The organism is Pelorhabdus sp. sgz311002 (assembly GCF_056134285.1).
In genome coordinates this window covers 1-15,817 of sequence record NZ_JBWBCL010000013.1, presented here as the reverse complement: position 1 = coordinate 15,817, position 15,817 = coordinate 1, and the positions used below count along the sequence as shown (strand labels likewise).

The 15,817-nt window shown below is 45.3% G+C and carries 18 protein-coding genes and 2 riboswitches; of the genes, 2 read left to right on the top strand and 16 right to left on the bottom strand.

Features of this window, described 5'->3' with window-relative positions:
- Positions 1–114: 114 nt before the first annotated feature.
- From AC0NJP_RS15705 to AC0NJP_RS15675, 7 genes are all read right to left on the bottom strand, one after another.
- Positions 115–615 carry a nucleoside recognition domain-containing protein gene (locus AC0NJP_RS15705; RefSeq protein WP_474700375.1) on the bottom strand — a complete coding sequence of 167 codons (501 nt, stop codon included), beginning with the start codon at positions 613–615 and terminating at the stop codon, positions 115–117.
- On the bottom strand, positions 608–1,264 hold the full coding sequence (locus AC0NJP_RS15700) for a nucleoside recognition domain-containing protein (RefSeq protein WP_474700374.1): 657 nt from the start codon (positions 1,262–1,264) through the stop codon (positions 608–610). Before AC0NJP_RS15700 ends, AC0NJP_RS15705 begins: the two co-directional genes overlap by 8 nt.
- A 65-nt stretch (positions 1,265–1,329) precedes the next feature.
- Positions 1,330–2,490 (bottom strand): M20 family metallopeptidase, encoded by a 1,161-nt coding sequence (locus tag AC0NJP_RS15695; RefSeq protein WP_474700373.1) that lies wholly within the window; start codon positions 2,488–2,490, stop codon positions 1,330–1,332.
- A 204-nt stretch (positions 2,491–2,694) separates the two neighbouring features.
- Positions 2,695–3,990 (bottom strand): hypothetical protein, encoded by a 1,296-nt coding sequence (locus AC0NJP_RS15690; RefSeq protein WP_474700372.1) that lies wholly within the window; start codon positions 3,988–3,990, stop codon positions 2,695–2,697.
- Positions 3,991–4,150: 160 nt separating this feature from the next.
- On the bottom strand, positions 4,151–6,172 hold the full coding sequence (locus AC0NJP_RS15685) for a methyl-accepting chemotaxis protein (RefSeq protein WP_474700371.1): 2,022 nt from the start codon (positions 6,170–6,172) through the stop codon (positions 4,151–4,153).
- A gap of 134 nt (positions 6,173–6,306) precedes the next feature.
- Positions 6,307–6,401: riboswitch (cyclic di-GMP riboswitch) on the bottom strand.
- Positions 6,402–6,502: 101 nt separating this feature from the next.
- A complete protein-coding gene (locus AC0NJP_RS15680; RefSeq protein ID WP_474700370.1) occupies positions 6,503–6,973 on the bottom strand; it encodes a YjiG family protein in 471 nt (156 codons plus the stop codon).
- Positions 6,945–7,634 carry a nucleoside recognition domain-containing protein gene (locus AC0NJP_RS15675; protein ID WP_474700369.1) on the bottom strand — a complete coding sequence of 230 codons (690 nt, stop codon included), beginning with the start codon at positions 7,632–7,634 and terminating at the stop codon, positions 6,945–6,947. Before AC0NJP_RS15675 ends, AC0NJP_RS15680 begins: the two co-directional genes overlap by 29 nt.
- Positions 7,635–7,790: 156 nt before the next feature.
- On the opposite strand from AC0NJP_RS15675, the gene AC0NJP_RS15670 reads away from it, so the two are divergent.
- Entirely contained in the window at positions 7,791–8,912 is a 1,122-nt protein-coding gene (locus tag AC0NJP_RS15670) for an amidohydrolase (RefSeq protein WP_474700368.1), read from the top strand.
- A 184-nt stretch (positions 8,913–9,096) separates the two neighbouring features.
- On the opposite strand, the gene rpsR is transcribed toward AC0NJP_RS15670, so the two are convergent.
- The 6 genes from rpsR to AC0NJP_RS15640 form a co-directional block, all read right to left on the bottom strand.
- Complete coding sequence (gene rpsR / locus AC0NJP_RS15665) at positions 9,097–9,327, bottom strand: 30S ribosomal protein S18 (protein ID WP_474040933.1); 231 nt, start codon at positions 9,325–9,327, stop codon at positions 9,097–9,099.
- Between the two features lie 15 nt (positions 9,328–9,342).
- Complete coding sequence (locus AC0NJP_RS15660) at positions 9,343–9,759, bottom strand: single-stranded DNA-binding protein (protein WP_474040934.1); 417 nt, start codon at positions 9,757–9,759, stop codon at positions 9,343–9,345.
- A gap of 23 nt (positions 9,760–9,782) precedes the next feature.
- Entirely contained in the window at positions 9,783–10,070 is a 288-nt protein-coding gene (rpsF, locus tag AC0NJP_RS15655) for a 30S ribosomal protein S6 (protein WP_474040935.1), read from the bottom strand.
- 145 nt (positions 10,071–10,215) lie between these two features.
- Positions 10,216–11,325 (bottom strand): redox-regulated ATPase YchF, encoded by a 1,110-nt coding sequence (gene ychF / locus AC0NJP_RS15650; RefSeq protein ID WP_474040936.1) that lies wholly within the window; start codon positions 11,323–11,325, stop codon positions 10,216–10,218.
- A 102-nt stretch (positions 11,326–11,427) separates the two neighbouring features.
- Entirely contained in the window at positions 11,428–11,634 is a 207-nt protein-coding gene (locus AC0NJP_RS15645) for a DUF951 domain-containing protein (protein WP_474040937.1), read from the bottom strand.
- A complete protein-coding gene (locus AC0NJP_RS15640) occupies positions 11,635–12,468 on the bottom strand; it encodes a mechanosensitive ion channel family protein (protein ID WP_474700367.1) in 834 nt (277 codons plus the stop codon).
- Positions 12,469–12,640: 172 nt separating this feature from the next.
- Between AC0NJP_RS15640 and AC0NJP_RS15635 the strand changes: the two genes are divergently transcribed.
- Complete coding sequence (locus tag AC0NJP_RS15635; RefSeq protein ID WP_474700366.1) at positions 12,641–13,471, top strand: hypothetical protein; 831 nt, start codon at positions 12,641–12,643, stop codon at positions 13,469–13,471.
- Here AC0NJP_RS15635 and AC0NJP_RS15630 read toward each other — a convergent pair.
- From AC0NJP_RS15630 to AC0NJP_RS15620, 3 genes are all read right to left on the bottom strand, one after another.
- On the bottom strand, positions 13,468–14,406 hold the full coding sequence (locus AC0NJP_RS15630; protein ID WP_474700365.1) for a cation diffusion facilitator family transporter: 939 nt from the start codon (positions 14,404–14,406) through the stop codon (positions 13,468–13,470). The genes AC0NJP_RS15635 and AC0NJP_RS15630 overlap by 4 nt on opposite strands.
- 46 nt (positions 14,407–14,452) lie before the next feature.
- A riboswitch (NiCo riboswitch) is annotated at positions 14,453–14,529 on the bottom strand.
- 32 nt (positions 14,530–14,561) lie between these two features.
- Positions 14,562–15,206: a CBS and ACT domain-containing protein gene (locus AC0NJP_RS15625; RefSeq protein WP_474041156.1), complete on the bottom strand. Its 645-nt coding sequence runs from the start codon at positions 15,204–15,206 to the stop codon at positions 14,562–14,564.
- A 59-nt stretch (positions 15,207–15,265) separates the two neighbouring features.
- Positions 15,266–15,817 (bottom strand): ABC transporter ATP-binding protein (locus AC0NJP_RS15620; RefSeq protein ID WP_474700364.1); only part of this gene is annotated, 552 nt, incomplete at its 5' end.

Genomic DNA, 15,817 nt, shown 5'->3' with positions numbered 1-15,817 from the left:
AAAATAAACTCTTTCTTTATTGTCCCATAGGGAGCTAGCGCTGTCAACGTCGCCGCAAACTGCCAGTACCACTACCTTAGTCGGCCTAATGCAAGCAAAGCACCGCCAAGAACTTTAGGAGAAGAACAAGAGCAGTAACTTCGTCAGCCACATGCCAATAGCCGCATCAATAAACGCGGTTGCTAGAAGCAGCGGCTGCCATCTACGGTTCGTATTTGATACAAGTACAACACGAACAAAATTCCCCACAAGGGTTCCCATAATAATGCAGGCTGGGAAAAGAATGGTTGCTTCAGCGGCTGTAATAACGCCATTGGCGTACAGTGTAGCTGCCGCCGCACAACCTGCAGCCTTGGCAAAAAACGCGGCCGTAAGCACAACAATCGCTTCACCAGGTAAACCAAACAGCGCCATAACCGGACCAAGCAGTTTACCGACAATCGGCATAATGCCTGTTAGATTAAGAAATAAAATGAGTACATAAGCAAATACCATGGCCGGTGCAATCATTTCCACACCGACATAAAACCCTTTTTTCGCGCCTTTTACAAATTCTTCAATTAAACTTGGTTTTAAACTAAGAAGAGCATCTTCGGTCGGTTTCACTTCAGCCATGACTTTCCAATCCTTTCACTGCTTTTTTTTCATGCCAGTTCAGATAAAAACGTACTATATTTGTGCCAATAATTTTTGAAATAAACATAACTAATAGCAAAACACCAATGGGCAGCACACTAATGGGCAGAAGCGGCCCGCCAGTACCAAAGGTATTCACAATAAAAGCTGAGCCGGCAAATTGGTAGGAGGCGAAAACCGTTCTCTCTTTATCGCTAATCAGACCATCTTCCACTAGACCTTTCGTCATAACGGCGCCCACATCGGTACTCGTAAAGGAGCTAACAAAAGCTAGACCGCTTACGCCAGGAATCCCTAAAAGTGGCTTTAATAACGGTTGAAACAAACGCTCCGCCGCCCGCAAAGCGCCAAGCGATTCAGCAACCTGAATCGATCCGAGGGCAAACATAACGGTAGGAATCAGCGTTAAAGCAAACATAAAACCGTCCTTTGCCCCAAGACCGCCTTTCCCCGTAAAAATAATACCTTTAGCAACTTCGCCAAATTGACCAGTAAGTACCATAAAATCAAGGGCCTTCCAGGGAGCTGGTGCACTCGTAAATATACCTGACAATGAAATTACGAGAATGGCCAAGGAAAGCCAACCCTTCCAGGTAACTTTCAAGGCTTGTTCATTTTGTTCTGTCAATGAAAACCTCTCCTTATATATAGTTTGTTATATAGTTTGGGGGAGCCTTATGCTCCCCTTTCTCTTCAATCAAGCGCCAATACGCAAGCTGCTAAAAGCTTGGCCCGTTCAAACAAGCTTTCTACTAACGCATACTCTTCCGGACTATGATTGCGTTCGCCTTTTACGCCCATAGCACAGACAGTCGGTACTCCCGCCATAACCGTATAAGCCGAATCGGCCCCGCCGCCCACGGCTTTTTCATAAGGTTTACCGAAACCATTTTCTTCATAAACCTTAGCCACAAGAGCAAACAGCTCTTTTACACCTGCCGTTGTTTCCATGGCTTCAATTCCAGGACGGCGCGTTACCGTCGTTGTCGTTCCTTCAATATAAGTCTTGGCTGCAACGCTGCGAATCGACTCTTCCATCTTTACAATGGCTTCCGGTTTTTTATAGCGAATATCTACGACAATCTGCGCATGTTCCGGTACAGCATTGGCAACAGAACCGCCGCTGATTACGCCGACATTCACTGTCGTCCCTTCCTCCCAGTCCGTAAGTGCTTGAATTGCAATCGCTTTATGAGCCAATTCAATAATGGCATTGCGGCCATTTTCCGGATCATTGCCAGCATGAGCAGCCACGCCCTTTACAGCTACAATAAAGCGAGCCGTACCTTTGCGGCCAACAACAATGCCGTCATCAATAAACCCAGTTTCACAGTTAAAAGCCGCTGCCGCTCCTTTAGCTTCAGCCATCATACGCTTTGCCGCCGTCGAATGTTCATGTCCCACTTCTTCGTCGCCAGCTAAGAGCACTTTTAGCGGCCGTTTATCATAGCCTGCTGCTTTTAAAGCTTTTAAAGCATATAAAAAAGCTACAATGCCACCTTTCATATCAAGAACGCCAGGGCCATAAGCTTTGCCGTCTTTAATGCAAAAAGGCCGCTGCGCTACAGTACCTGTTTTAAAAACCGTATCCATATGTCCCATAAAAATTACACTAGGAGCCTCTGTTGTTGCATCAACATGGCTTACTAACAGATTGCCAGCCTGTTCAAACTCAACAAATTCTGTTTTTGCACCAACATCATCTAAGACTTGTCCAATGCGTTTCGCCACAGCGTCTACACCCGCTTTGTGCAGCGAACCGCTCTCCATGGTAACAAGTTCCTGCCATAAACTGATCATTTCGTCACGATGCCCGTCGATATACGAAAAGGCGACTGTTTTTTGCTGATTCATACAAATTCCTCCTTTGGTAAAAACGCATAGTGCTAAAAAAAAACCGTCTAATTCGCCAAACAGAACGGGATTAAACGGCTTTTTTGTTTTTATGAACACACTATTTGTTTATTTTAGGCCTCATTTAGGCTATGTCCTTAATTGAGATTATAGTATACCTGTAACAAATCTGTCAAGTTAAAGACTATAACTCAAAAATATAAGTCAACTCTCCGGCTCCAAAATCAATCGATATAATTTCCGCGGTCTTCCTTTCAAACTGGGATTTTCTTCACCCACGGCCTCGGCATAACCGTTGCTTTCTAAGGCAAAAAGAATACGTCTAGCACTGCGCGGCATAATTTTGAGTTGACTGGCTAGCTCCTGAGCGCTAATCTCGCTGCGGGGATAACGTCGCTTTACAGCAAGCAGTTTCTCGAGTGTAGCCATACTGAGCGATGTTTTGTCGCTAATGGTCTGCAGCGCGGCAGAGTGATAGGAATAGCTGAGCTGCTCTGCTTGCCCCAAGGGGCCCATAATGCGTTTGTCGTCAAAATAAACCATCCAGGCGCCTTGCCCCTGCTGCTTAGCAGCCACTAAGGCTTTTGCCCCGTGAAATTCGGCTTCATAGGCCGATAGGCCAATCCCAATGCCGCAATGAGCCTGCTCTAATCCCTTAACAATCGCTTTTTGTGTAAACCCCTGCGTAGCCAAAGACAACATGCCTCGCGTCGTAAAAATGACATAACGCCCTGCCGTGGAATGCTTCAAAGAGCCTTGGACTTCCTTCGCATAAGCTAACAGCTCCTGTGTTATTTTTAGTTCCCGACGGTAAAGATCATCTGCTGACAGCCACTCCCCCTCGGCATCTGTCACAACGTCACAAGCAAACATCTGTACAGCAATTTGCGCATCTTTCATTCGTTCCATTTCGGCAAGACGCAGCATCGACTGAAGTACTGTCTCTACAGCTGACCGGGCTGGTAAGACGCGATAAAAGGGAACACCGAGTTGCTCTAAGCCCTTTTTCGTATTAAAAGCGCAGGTCACCGCAAGCTTTGTCTTTCCTTCCCGCCACAGACGGTAATGATAATCGACGCCTTCGGCCTCCGTCATGCCCACGACAAAGGGCCTCACATAAGTCGGCTCCTCATCAATCCCCAATTCCGCGAAAACAAGCTTTAAATCTTCATAGAGAATCGAGTCAAAACTAATTTCTTGCATTGTGATCGACTGCTTATAAAAAATCTCACAAAGCGTCCGATAGAGACTAGCGCCTTTATAGGGAAGATGAAAGCAAGGTTTAGTCAAACCACCCCAGCTTTGCGCCGTTAAATAAGGAATTCGTCCGGCAAACAGCCACATATCTACATCCTTATCATGCTCTTGCAGTATTGAGACAATTTCAGAAATCTTAGACCAGCGAAAAGACTGGCAAGAAAACTCCTTGTAATCCTTGGCGACTGCTTCAATGACCGGCAGCGAATCCTCTGCTCCCAATAAACCTAGACGAATATGCAATCAAACCGTCCCTTTCCGCTGTATAGCTTTTCTAAGTTACATTTATCGTAGCCGATTTACCAGATCGATGCAAGAATAAGCCGGAAGAACAAAAAAAGACTGCCTTGGTAAGAGACTTGCAACCTCTTACCAAAACAGCTTTTATTAACTCTATAACAATTTATACTTTAAAATGAGCAACAGAACTACGCAGATCTTCTGCCATCTTGGCCAAAGCCTGACTCGATGCCGCAATTTCTTCCATTGAAGCAGATTGCTCTTGTGTGGCAGCTGACACATTCTGAGTCTTCTGAACGGTTGTCTGACTAATTTTATCGATTTGCTGCGCCGCGGCGACAATCTGCTGACTGCCGCTGGAAGTCTGTTGGATCGCAGCGGTAATATCCTGTACCTGCAGTGATACTGTTTCGATGAATCCAACAATACTTTGAAAGGATGAACCGGCGGCGGCAACAACTTCACTGCCCCGTTTGACTTCTTCCGTACCGCTATTCATGGCCACTACGGCTTTTTCAGTATCTGTTTGAATCTCATTGATAATTTGAGCAATCTGCTGCGCCGCCTCACCGGACTGCTCAGCTAATTTACGTACCTCCTCAGCCACAACGGCAAAGCCGCGACCGGCTTCGCCCGCCCGAGCTGCTTCAATCGCCGCGTTCAAAGCAAGTAAATTAGTCTGTCCGGCAATCCCTGAAATCGTATCGCTGATTTTGCCGATTTCTTGGGATCGATCCCCCAGCTTACTCACCACTGCAGCCGATTCGGTTACAGCTATTTCGATATGAGCCATTTGCGTTGTTGCCGCGCCGATAGCGCTTTGTCCGCCTTCGGCTGCCTTCGCGGTGTCGGCGGCGGTAGTAGAAACAGTTGACGCATGAGTAGATACTTGCTCAATACTTGATGACATATGACTAATCGCTCTTGTCGCCTCTTCAATGCTCGCCGCTTGGCCTTCCGCCCCTGCCGCTACAGCACTGATCGAAGCAGCTACCTGATTGACTGCTTGGGAAGATTGATCGGCACTTGCCGTTAACTCCTCGGAAGAAGCAGCGACCTGTTCCGCCGAATGTATAATTTGCTTAACTAGTTTCTGCAGTCCAGCAACCATGCCATAAAAATGTGCAACCATTCGTTCCAGCTCATCACGCTGCGAAAGATCTGCTTCGTTTATATTTCGTGCTTGGCTGGCAACCAAAACAAGATTGCCCTGAGCCACTTCGCTAATTGCTGCATTCAGGCGAAGAATCGGTTGCGTAAATCGCTTTACGCCATAAATGCAAACAGCGCAGGTAAGCAATAAAATTACAATACTCGTCACTAGGGAGGAAAGCATTAATGGTCTTAATTTAACTGTAACTTCTTTTTCAGGTACATTTAAACCAAGGCTCCATTTTGTCCCTGGAATCGGTGCATAGGCCAGATATTTTTCCTGTCCGCCATAGACATAATCGCCAAGTCCCTTTTCACCTTGCACCATCTTTTCGCTAATTTGTTTTAGTTTTGCCTCAATATCCTGATCAGTTATTGTATTTTGTTTAAGGACCTTATTTTTATCAGAATGAATAATAACAGTACCATCCGTCCTTATGGCGTAAGCATAACCGCTTTGTCCGACTTTAATTTCGCCAAAGCGGGCGATTAAGCTGTCCATGTTTACCGTACCGCCAAAGACGCCGACAATCTGATTATTTACTCTGATTGGCGCTACAACCGATACGACAATTGACCCGTCAACTTTAGAAATAATCGGGTCAGTAACAACAACCTCGCCTGTAGACATTACTTGTTTGAAATAATCACGATCCGCTATATTCGTCTTATCACCAGTGGAGTGAACGCCGTTGCCAGCGCGGTCTACGATCCAAAACCGAGAAAAAATAGGATTGCGCTTGGTTTCTGCCGCTAAATAAGCGATTGTTTCCGGCTGTGGTCCTGCTAACACTAGCGGATTTGTCGACAAAAGCGATACTTCCCGCTTGCGCGAATCAAACCACAGGCCGATTTCCTGGCTATAGCCGTCTACACGGTGAATCAAATCTTCTTTCGCGTCGTCTACCAAAAGGTTTCTAGCCGTATAAAAATTAAGACAACCTAAAACTCCTAGCGATACAAGTAGGGCGAGTACAGCCAAACAAATCACCTTTGCCTGCAGGCTGCTGCGAATCCGTCCTATAAAATCCAATTTTCTTCTCCTCCTAATACCTACATTGAATTTGCGTAAAGAAATTCGAGAGTACTTGAAAAGAAAATAAGGATTTATTACAAAGCGCCAATTTTGCGATAAAAAAAAAGACTTATCAAAGTCTCCTATAGTGCTAGTGCAACCTGGCAGTCATCAGTACTCCTTGCGAAATACCCTTAGACCCATGGCTTTGCGTCCTTATTTTTCAATAAGTTTGCCTATAGAAATTGTATTAGCCCGAGTTCGTTTACACTCTTTATAGCATAACGAAGGAACTATCCATTGTCAAGCATTGGAAAGCCGCCGGATTGCTCCGGCGGCTGGTCTGCTCTAAGCAAAAAAGCGCATAATAAACATGGCAATAGCCGCATTAATAATACTTGCCAACATCAATAAAGGCCAATATTTTTTTGGAACATCGGCTACACCGAGCAATCTTCCCATATACTGCAATTGTGATCCAATCAAGAAAATCGCTGGAAGCAAAATTGTCGCATGCGTTCCATTTAGCGTCCCTTGATTGATTAGATTGACTGCTACCCCCACCGAAGCTGATGAAGAAAGCCAAGCTGTCATAAGTACTGTAGCCGCCTCACCAGGCAAACCGAATAGAGACATAACCGGTCCAAAGAGCTTACCAATAAAGGCCATGATCCCCAAAATACGTAGGATTTCAGCAATCACATAGGCCATTAATACATTTGGCATTAAATTATTAATAGCGATATTCCAGCCCTTGCGGGCGCCAATGACGAATATATCAAGAGGATTATTAGAAATTTTTTGGTTCTGGCTGCTCATCAGTAAAATCCCCCTTATAGACTGTATTCAAGACAAACCGGACAAACACTGCGCCGACAAATTTTAGTAGAAACATTAAAATTAACGGAATAATAACAGGAACCGTTAAAAAAGCGAACAAGGCTGAACCAATCGAAAAAAGGTTATTAATTAACCCGGCGCCAGAATATTGCCAAGCTCCCATTACAATAAGATCTTTTTCCGTAATCTGACCATTATCATAGAGTTCCTTCGTAAGCGCCGCGCCGGCATCAGTGCTTTGCAAATCGGTAATCATGGCTAGTCCCGTAAGTCCAGGAATTCCTAGCAGCGGTTTCAAAAACGGTGTAAGCAACTTATGGGCCGCTCGAATCGCACCGTAGTGGGAAAAAATTTCTAAACAACCAAGCGCTAGCATAACGGTAGGTACAAGGGACAAAGCAAATAAAAATCCGGCTTTAGCACTCGCCCCGCCGATGCCGATAAAGTTCACCTTAGCAGGATCTTTCATCGTACCAAACTGGCCGCTTAAGGACGTATAGTCAAAGGCGCTGAGCCATTTAAAGCCTTCCACTTTCATAAATAGCCCAGAAAAAAACAAAATTGCCGCAATCAGTGCAATATAAGCCCCTATTCCGACTTTCCATTTCTGCGGCGAAGAAGTATTCTTTTCTTCCTCCATCTCATCCACTCCCTTAATAATATTGTGATAGATCCACCTATATATAGATTGTAGGGGAAACAAAAGTAGCAAATTATTATTATGCAGTTTATATAAATCTTTTTATTATTGCTAAATTATACTAGATTGATTACACTTTAGCAAGGAGGGGATTTTATGGAAAATGTAATTAAATTATATGATTCACTACACGCCATGCCTGAACTAGGCTTTCAAGAGTATAAGACAGCGGCCTTTCTAGCTGACAAATTAAACCAAGCGGGTTTCGTCGTTACGAAAGGGATTAATCATACCACAGGACTCGTTGGTGAATATGACAGCGGCGTGCCTGGTCCCACCCTAGCCTTACGAGCCGACATGGATGCTTTAGGTCATAAAATCAACGGCGTGTTGTGTGCGATCCATAGCTGCGGTCATGATGCTCACTGCGCTATGGTGCTTGCTGCCGCCCAAGAGTTGATTCAAACCACCTCAATCCAACAAGGAAAGTTAAAAATCCTGTTTCAGCCAGCCGAAGAACTCGGTACAGGCGCTCTGGCCATGATCGAAGGCGGCGCCATTGATGATGTTGATATGATTTTAGGACTTCACTTACGGCAAATCGAAGATCTCACAATAAAGCAATCCGTCCCAGCTTTGTATCATGCCGCCTCAGAACGCCTTGAGGCAATATTTCACGGTGTCCCGGCCCATGGCTCACGGCCCCATCTGGGCGTCAATACCCTTGATGCAGCAGCTGCCGCCATTATGGCTGTCAATGCCATCCACATGAATCCTGTTGAGTCTTACAGCATTAAAGCCACAAGGCTCAACTGCGATTCCGGCGTCACCAATGCGATTCCGCCTGAAGCAACAGTCACTTGGGACGTCCGTTCTGAGCGCAATGGCACAATGCAAGCGTTACTGGAAAAAGCCAAACAAACCATTCACGCAGCGGCGGCTACAGTGGGGGCAACCGTCAGTGTAACAAACTACAATGGAATACCCGCCGCGGAGTATACAGATGATATGGTTGCACTCTTAGCAGAAGCCATTACTGCCGTTTATGGACCAGACGGACTTCACGAACCACTCAAAACAACGGGCGGCGAAGACTTTCACTTTTATATCAAGAAGAAACCGTCACTAAAAGCAGGCTACTTTGCCCTAGGCTGTGACTTGACGCCAGGGATTCATCATCCTGACATGACCTTTAAGAAAGAGGCCTTGCCGACAGGACAAGCCATTCTTGTTTATGCCGCGAGGAAAATACTCAAAAAAACTAAAGCTAGCGTTTAATCCCGCTGAAGTTACAAATAAGTAAAGAAGCCTCGCTGCAAGCGAGGCTTCTTTACTGGAATAAAAGGGATCGGTTAAGTTAAATTTTAATGCTTTTACTTTAACTATATTAAATTTAACACAAGATTTTTATTTCGTCAAATAAAAAGAGAGCTCACTAGAGCTCTCTTGATGTATATCCGATTTATTCTGCTGTAAACGGCAACAAAGCGATGTTTCTTGCCCGTTTAATGGCAATCGTCAACTGACGTTGATGTTTGGCGCAGTTGCCGGAAATACGGCGCGGTAAAATCTTGCCGCGTTCAGTCGTATAACGGCGTAGTCTGGGAACGTCTTTATAATCGATATGTTCGATTTTATCAACGCAGAAACTACAAACTTTTTTCTTCGGTTTTCTGCCTCTTTCGCGCTTCACGTGATAACCTCCCTTTTAAAATGGAATTTCCTCTTCAGGGAAGACTTCTTTGCCAAAGGAACTGGCGTCAATGGGTTTCGCACTTGAGCTAGGCGCCGGAGCACCACTAGCCTCATGGGAACCTTTTCGTTCTAAGAACTCCATATTTTGCGCAATGACTTCGGCAACACGCCGTTTTTGACCATCATTGCCTTCATAGGAGCGGATCGTTAAACGACCTTCTACGAGGATCCGTTGTCCTTTGGTTAGATTGTTGCCACAAATTTCGGCCAGTTTTTCCCATGCCACAATGGGTATAAAATCGGCCTCGCTTTGTCCTTGACCGGAATAGCGATTTACGGCAAGTGAAAAAGATGCCACTGCTTTGCCGGTTTGCGTATAACGCACTTCAGGATCTTGGGCAAGGCGACCAACTAGTATAACCTTATTCATGGTTTCATCTCCCTGGCCTGTAATTATTTCTCGTCTACTTTAACAACCATGTGCTTAAGAACTTCTTCAGTAATCTTAGCTACACGATCGAGTTCTTTAACAACTGCCGGCTCTGCATTGAACGTTGCCAATACATAGTAGCCGTCCATAACGTCTTTAATCTCATAAGCCAACCGTTTTTTACCCCAACGGTCGAGTTTTTCGATTTCACCACCATTGTTAGTGATGAGGTTTTCAAATTTAGCAATAACTGCATTTGTAGCCTCTTCTTCTAACACTTGGAAAATAAACACGACTTCGTACTTTCTCACGAAATCACCTCCTCCTTTGGACTAATGGCCCCGTGGCGGGGCAGGAAGGGTTTCTCGGCCTAAGCCAAAAAAAACCGATACTTGTCCTTGACTAATATAGTATAGATCATTCTTTTATCAAAAGCAAGCAAAAGCGCAAAAAGAGTTACACATTAAACCTAAAATAGGTAACATCGCCATCTTGCATAATATATTCCTTGCCTTCGAGACGAACAAGGCCTTTCTCTTTCGCCGCTTGATTGGAGCCTGACGCCATAAGATCAGAGAAAGAGACGATTTCAGCGCGAATAAAGCCCCGCTCAATATCAGTATGAATTTTTCCGGCCGCTTGCGGCGCTTTGGTATCACGACGAATCGTCCAGGCTCTAACTTCTTGTTCACCTGCCGTAAAGAAAGTCATGAGACCAAGGAGAGAATAGCTTGCTTTAATGAGCTTATCAAGACCAGACTCAGTAAGTCCTAAGTCCGCTAAAAACATCCGAGCTTCCTCATCATCGAGTTCAGCAATTTCTGATTCGATCTTAGCACAAACGGCAATTACAGCCGCCTGCTCCCCTTCGGCGTATTCTTTTACTTTCAAATAATTAGCATTGCTTTCCGGCTCAGCCACTTCGTCTTCGCCTAAGTTCGCTACAAACAAGGCTGGTTTTAACGTCAGAAGCGTCAATTCCTTTAAAGCGGCTATTTCATCTTCCGTCAGACCAATCCGTCTAGCCGGTTGGGCCTCTTCGAGGGAAGCTTTTACTTTATTCAAAAGATCCAGCTCTTCTTGCGCTTTTTTCTTATCGGCGCTTTTGAGCATTTTGCCAAGACGTTCCATCCGTTTTTCCACGGTTTCCAAATCAGCTAAGCAAAGCTCTGTATTAATAATTTCAATATCTCTAAGCGGATCAAGACCGCCTTCCACGTGGGTTACATTTTCGTCGGCAAAACAACGAACGACTTGCGCTACCGCATCAACTTCCCGAATATGGGCAAGAAATTTATTGCCGAGTCCTTCACCAGTCGAAGCGCCTTTAACCAGGCCGGCAATATCAACAAACCGCATAGCTGTAGGTGTAGTTTTTTTCGGTTTAAACATGGTTTCCAAACGAGTCAACCGTTCGTCAGGCACTTCTACTACGCCCACATTCGGCTCAATCGTGCAAAAAGGATAATTAGCCGCCTCGGCGCCTGCTTTGGTAATCGCATTAAATAAAGTACTCTTGCCCACATTAGGCAAACCGACAATACCGACTTCTAAATTTGTACTCATCAAATAGTTCCACCTTTATCTTCAAAATCTATAAAGCTATCATAGCACAGAAAAATGCCAGGGAAAAGCCTCTCTTCTCCCCAGCGAATCAGTCCGTCTAAATCATTTGGAATCGGTCGCTCCTGCTTTTCTAAGTATAGTCTTTACGGCCTTTTCAAATTTCACGCGCGGCACCATAACCTTTCGACCGCAAGTCAAGCAGGTAATGCCAAAATCAATTCCGGTTCGATAAATCTCCCACTCACTGCCGCCGCAGGGGTGAGTTTTTTTCATTTTCACTACATCGCCTACATCATAGCGTACAATCATCTACTTCTTCTCCTTTACTGCCTCAGGCCCAAAAAACTGCGGACGAGGAATTTCTGCCGCTTCAAATGCCTGCTTGATTTTATAACGCAGCAGCGTCTCAACTTTTCCTTGCTGTAGCGGTACTGTCTGCGCGAGTATTTTAATGACGAGATTCATTTCCTTAAATTCCACGACGCCAAGAACCTGCGGCAAAGCCAAAACTACATCAAGTTCTTCCTTTACATCGTGGCATATCTGATCCAGCAAAGAAAAAACTTGATCAAGATCCGCTTCATAGCTGACAGGTACAAGAACGACCGCCAACGTATGACCTCTCGTATGATTACTCACAAGCTGAATTGTTCCATTGGGAATAATATGCAAAATGCCGTTCGCATCACGCAGTTTTGTTACGCGAAAGCCCACTTCCTCAACCGTTCCCGCTAAGGAGCCACAGGCAATATAATCGCCTACGGAATATTGATCTTCTAAAATGATAAAAAACCCAGTGATGGCGTCTTTCACCAGACTTTGTGCACCAAAACCGACAGCAAGCCCCAAAATCCCAGCACCAGCTAAAATCGATGTTGTATCAATCTGAAATTCGTGGAGTACGGAAATACCGGCAAAAAAGTAAACAGAATAGCGAATAATACTCTTTAATAGCGCTGTAAGCGTTTTTGCCCGCCGTTCTTCCAAGTAAAAAAAAGTGCTCCCTGGTTTCGGCATAAACAAATGGTCGACGACCACGCCAATAAATCGCAAAGAAAAAACGGTAATGATTACAATGAGGGCCAGCCGGAACAAATGGCTGCCAATGTCTAACAGTACACTTGCCGATATAATATCGCTCACTTTACCCTCCTTTATACGTAGCAACCTATGGCTTCTCCTAAGTTGCTTTTATTAGAAAAAACATCTTATGCTTATTACCACTTAGAGTAGGCAAATTCCTGCTTACCGCCTAAAGCGCCGTCCTAATCTTGCAGTTTTTCTCATATAGTAAACCAGAAGGGAGGAGATGATTTTGGCTAACCTTTCCCAGGAAATTATTACAACCATTATGGCTGACATTAACGCTGTTATGCCAAATTATCAAGTTCTCGTCGCTTCCCAAAGGCTGCTCGTTGGCGCCGCTGAGGAAATTCAGCGAACACCTGGCGTACCAAAAGAGGTCTTTGAACGAGCCGTTCTGCGCATGGATAACGCCGGTACGTTGATTGATATTTTTCTCGATCTACTATTGTGCAAAATTTCCTTTACCAGCGACTTTCTTGGCGTAACCTGTGCGCCTGTCGACTTATTTCGAATTCTGGCAAATCGCAATATGGCGGTAGATACGCCGTACCATACAGGAGAACAAATTTTACAGCTTGAGCTCTTGCGCCGTCTGCTTGATCAAGTTCGCTGCTCCTGCGTACCCGATGAACCAGGGCCGGAACCTTCTCTAGAAGGCATTTTAACACCCAAAAATCCTGTCAAAACCAAAACGGCAGCAGCCCCGCCGCCGATGACAACCGCTCCGCCAACGCCAACGATGACACCACCGCCGTCGATTCTCAGACAAACTCCAGCCGAACAAAACGCAGAGGCTGATACACTGGTAGATCCATCTTCGGCTCAAAAAAGTTCAGCCCAAGCTGAACCACTGATAGAGCCTTCCTTAGCCTCCCAAGATCCAGTCAAATCCGCTACTCCGATAGATCCGCTCATCCCACGGAAATCGCCAACTCAATCTGATCCAGATCCCGCCTCAATAGCAAGCAACGCGGACCTTCCCCACTCACGAACCGTAAAGTCTCAAAGAGCAATCTGGCACTTTCCTGAAGCTAAAAAAAATAGACGGCCCAAGGCTTAGCCTTCCCGTCTATCCTTTCCATCTTCCACTGGCGGCAAAGGACAAGCCCCAATGCCATCGTGGTAGTCGCAAGGCTCTGTATGAATAATCACATCACATAAGCCAAAGCTTTGCTTTATTTCTTGCTCCAGCATATCACATACAGCATGGGCCTTATCAAGATGCATATTCTTATTTAATATGATATGGACATCAATCAGTCGATAACTGCCGCTGCGTCGTGTTCGTAGCCGATGAAAAGCAATGACCTCCGGATGGCTGCAAATGATTTGCTCAATATTGGCTTCTTCGCAGGCCGGTAAACTTACATCAGTTAATTGATACATACTCTGTTTCGTCATTTTATAACCCGCCCGAAATACAATAAGCGCTACAAACAGAGCTATAGCCGGATCGATAAAATGCCAGCCAGTAAGTTCCATTAAAACTAAACCGACGAGAACGCCAATGGACGTCCAAATATCAGCCCGCAAATGAAGCGCATCGGCTTCGAGCGCTGCTGATTCGGTTTCTTTCGCTACTTTCAGCAAGCGATCCGTTACGAAAAAATTTACGATGATCGAAAGCGCCATAACAGCAATGCCATAAGGCAAATTTTCCGGTGGCGCCGCTGTATAGAACTTATCAACCGCCTCATAGACAATCCATAAAGCCGCCGCAATAATCAGAACAGCTTCCACCATAGCGGAAATGTTTTCAATTTTTCCATGGCCGTAGGCATGATCCGCATCAGGCGGAACGCTCGAATGACGAACGGCATAAAAAGCGATAATCGCCGCCATAAGATCGACCGCGGAATGGGCTGCCTCTGATATGATACTGACAGCACCTGTCATGATGCCTACAACAAGTTTTGTTAAAACAAGTAAACTATTGGATATTACAGAAAGTCGGGCAGCTCCTTTCTTTAACCGAGCCGCTTCATTGGCATTCATCCTATCCCTCCAAAAAGTTAAAATCATCCTGGGGATACCACACTAAGGTGGTCCCACAGGATGATTCCTGCTGCTTTAGCCCGACTGCACCGAAGGTTCGGTCGTCTGATCCTATTTTATTATATTAGCATATTCAAAAATCGGTGTAAATCTTTTTAGCCGATCTGTGCTACATGAAGTACAGGGTAGCCTTTTTCGCCCAGTTTCTTTGTGAGCAGTGGCAAATCATCAATATCAGCGCGAATAATCATTTCGCTTTTAACGCCTTGGCCAGCAAGCAAAGCTAAACTGCCAATATTAATACCAAGCTCAGAAAATACGCCGGTAATCTGATGAAGTACGCCGATCTGATCAGGTACCCCAATAGTTAGGCGGGTCTTCCCTTCGTTCAATCCCATAACATCAACAAAGCATTTAAAAATATCCGTTTCCGTAATAATCCCGATAGGCGCCTTCTGCTCATCCACGACAATAAGGCCGCCGATTTTCTCCCGATACATAATCAGAGCTGCCTCTTCAATGGTTGCATCAGCGGAAATCGTAAGCACATTTTTCTTCATAATGTCAGAGACTTTCATTTTGGCAAGTAGGTAGTTGAGTTCATGAACCGATAAAGTCGTAGCCGGCGATGCTGAAGCTGCCCGTAAATCGCGGTCTGTAACAATCCCCACGAGCTTTCCGTCTCTTACAACAGGCAGACGGCGAAACTGATGAGTTTTTAATAGCTCCTTCGCTTCCAAAACAGGTATATCCGGTGCAACCGTAACTGGATCTTTCGTCATCCGATTTGCTACAAACATGACACTCACCCCTTATTAGTCTTTTGCTTTAACCATTGCAGCCGTCAAAGCATGCCGCTTTAGCCGCCGAGATAAGCCTTGCGGACTTCTTCACTAGCAGCTAGTTCCGCCGCCGGACCAGACAGTGTGATTCTGCCTGTTTCCAATACATAAGCATGATGCGCAATCGATAAAGCCATATGTGCATTCTGTTCTACAAGCAGAACCGTCGTTCCTGTCTTATTGATCTCTTGGATGATCGAAAATATTTCTTTTACGAGCAGCGGCGCAAGTCCCATACTTGGTTCATCTAATAACAGCAGCCGCGGACGACTCATTAAGGCGCGCCCCATGGCCAGCATCTGCTGTTCGCCGCCCGATAACGTCCCTGCTAACTGGCTCTTTCTTTCATTGAGACGCGGAAACCGCTCAAAGACCATTTTCATATCTTCGGCAATTTCCTTTTTGTCACTGCGAATATAAGCTCCCAGCTCAATATTCTCTAATACAGTCATATTCGCAAAAATTCGCCGACCTTCCGGCACCTGAGAAATCCCCAGCTTTACAATGCCCGGGGCCGCCATTCCCGCTATATTTTTCCCTTCAAAATTGATTGATCCTTCTTTCGGCTT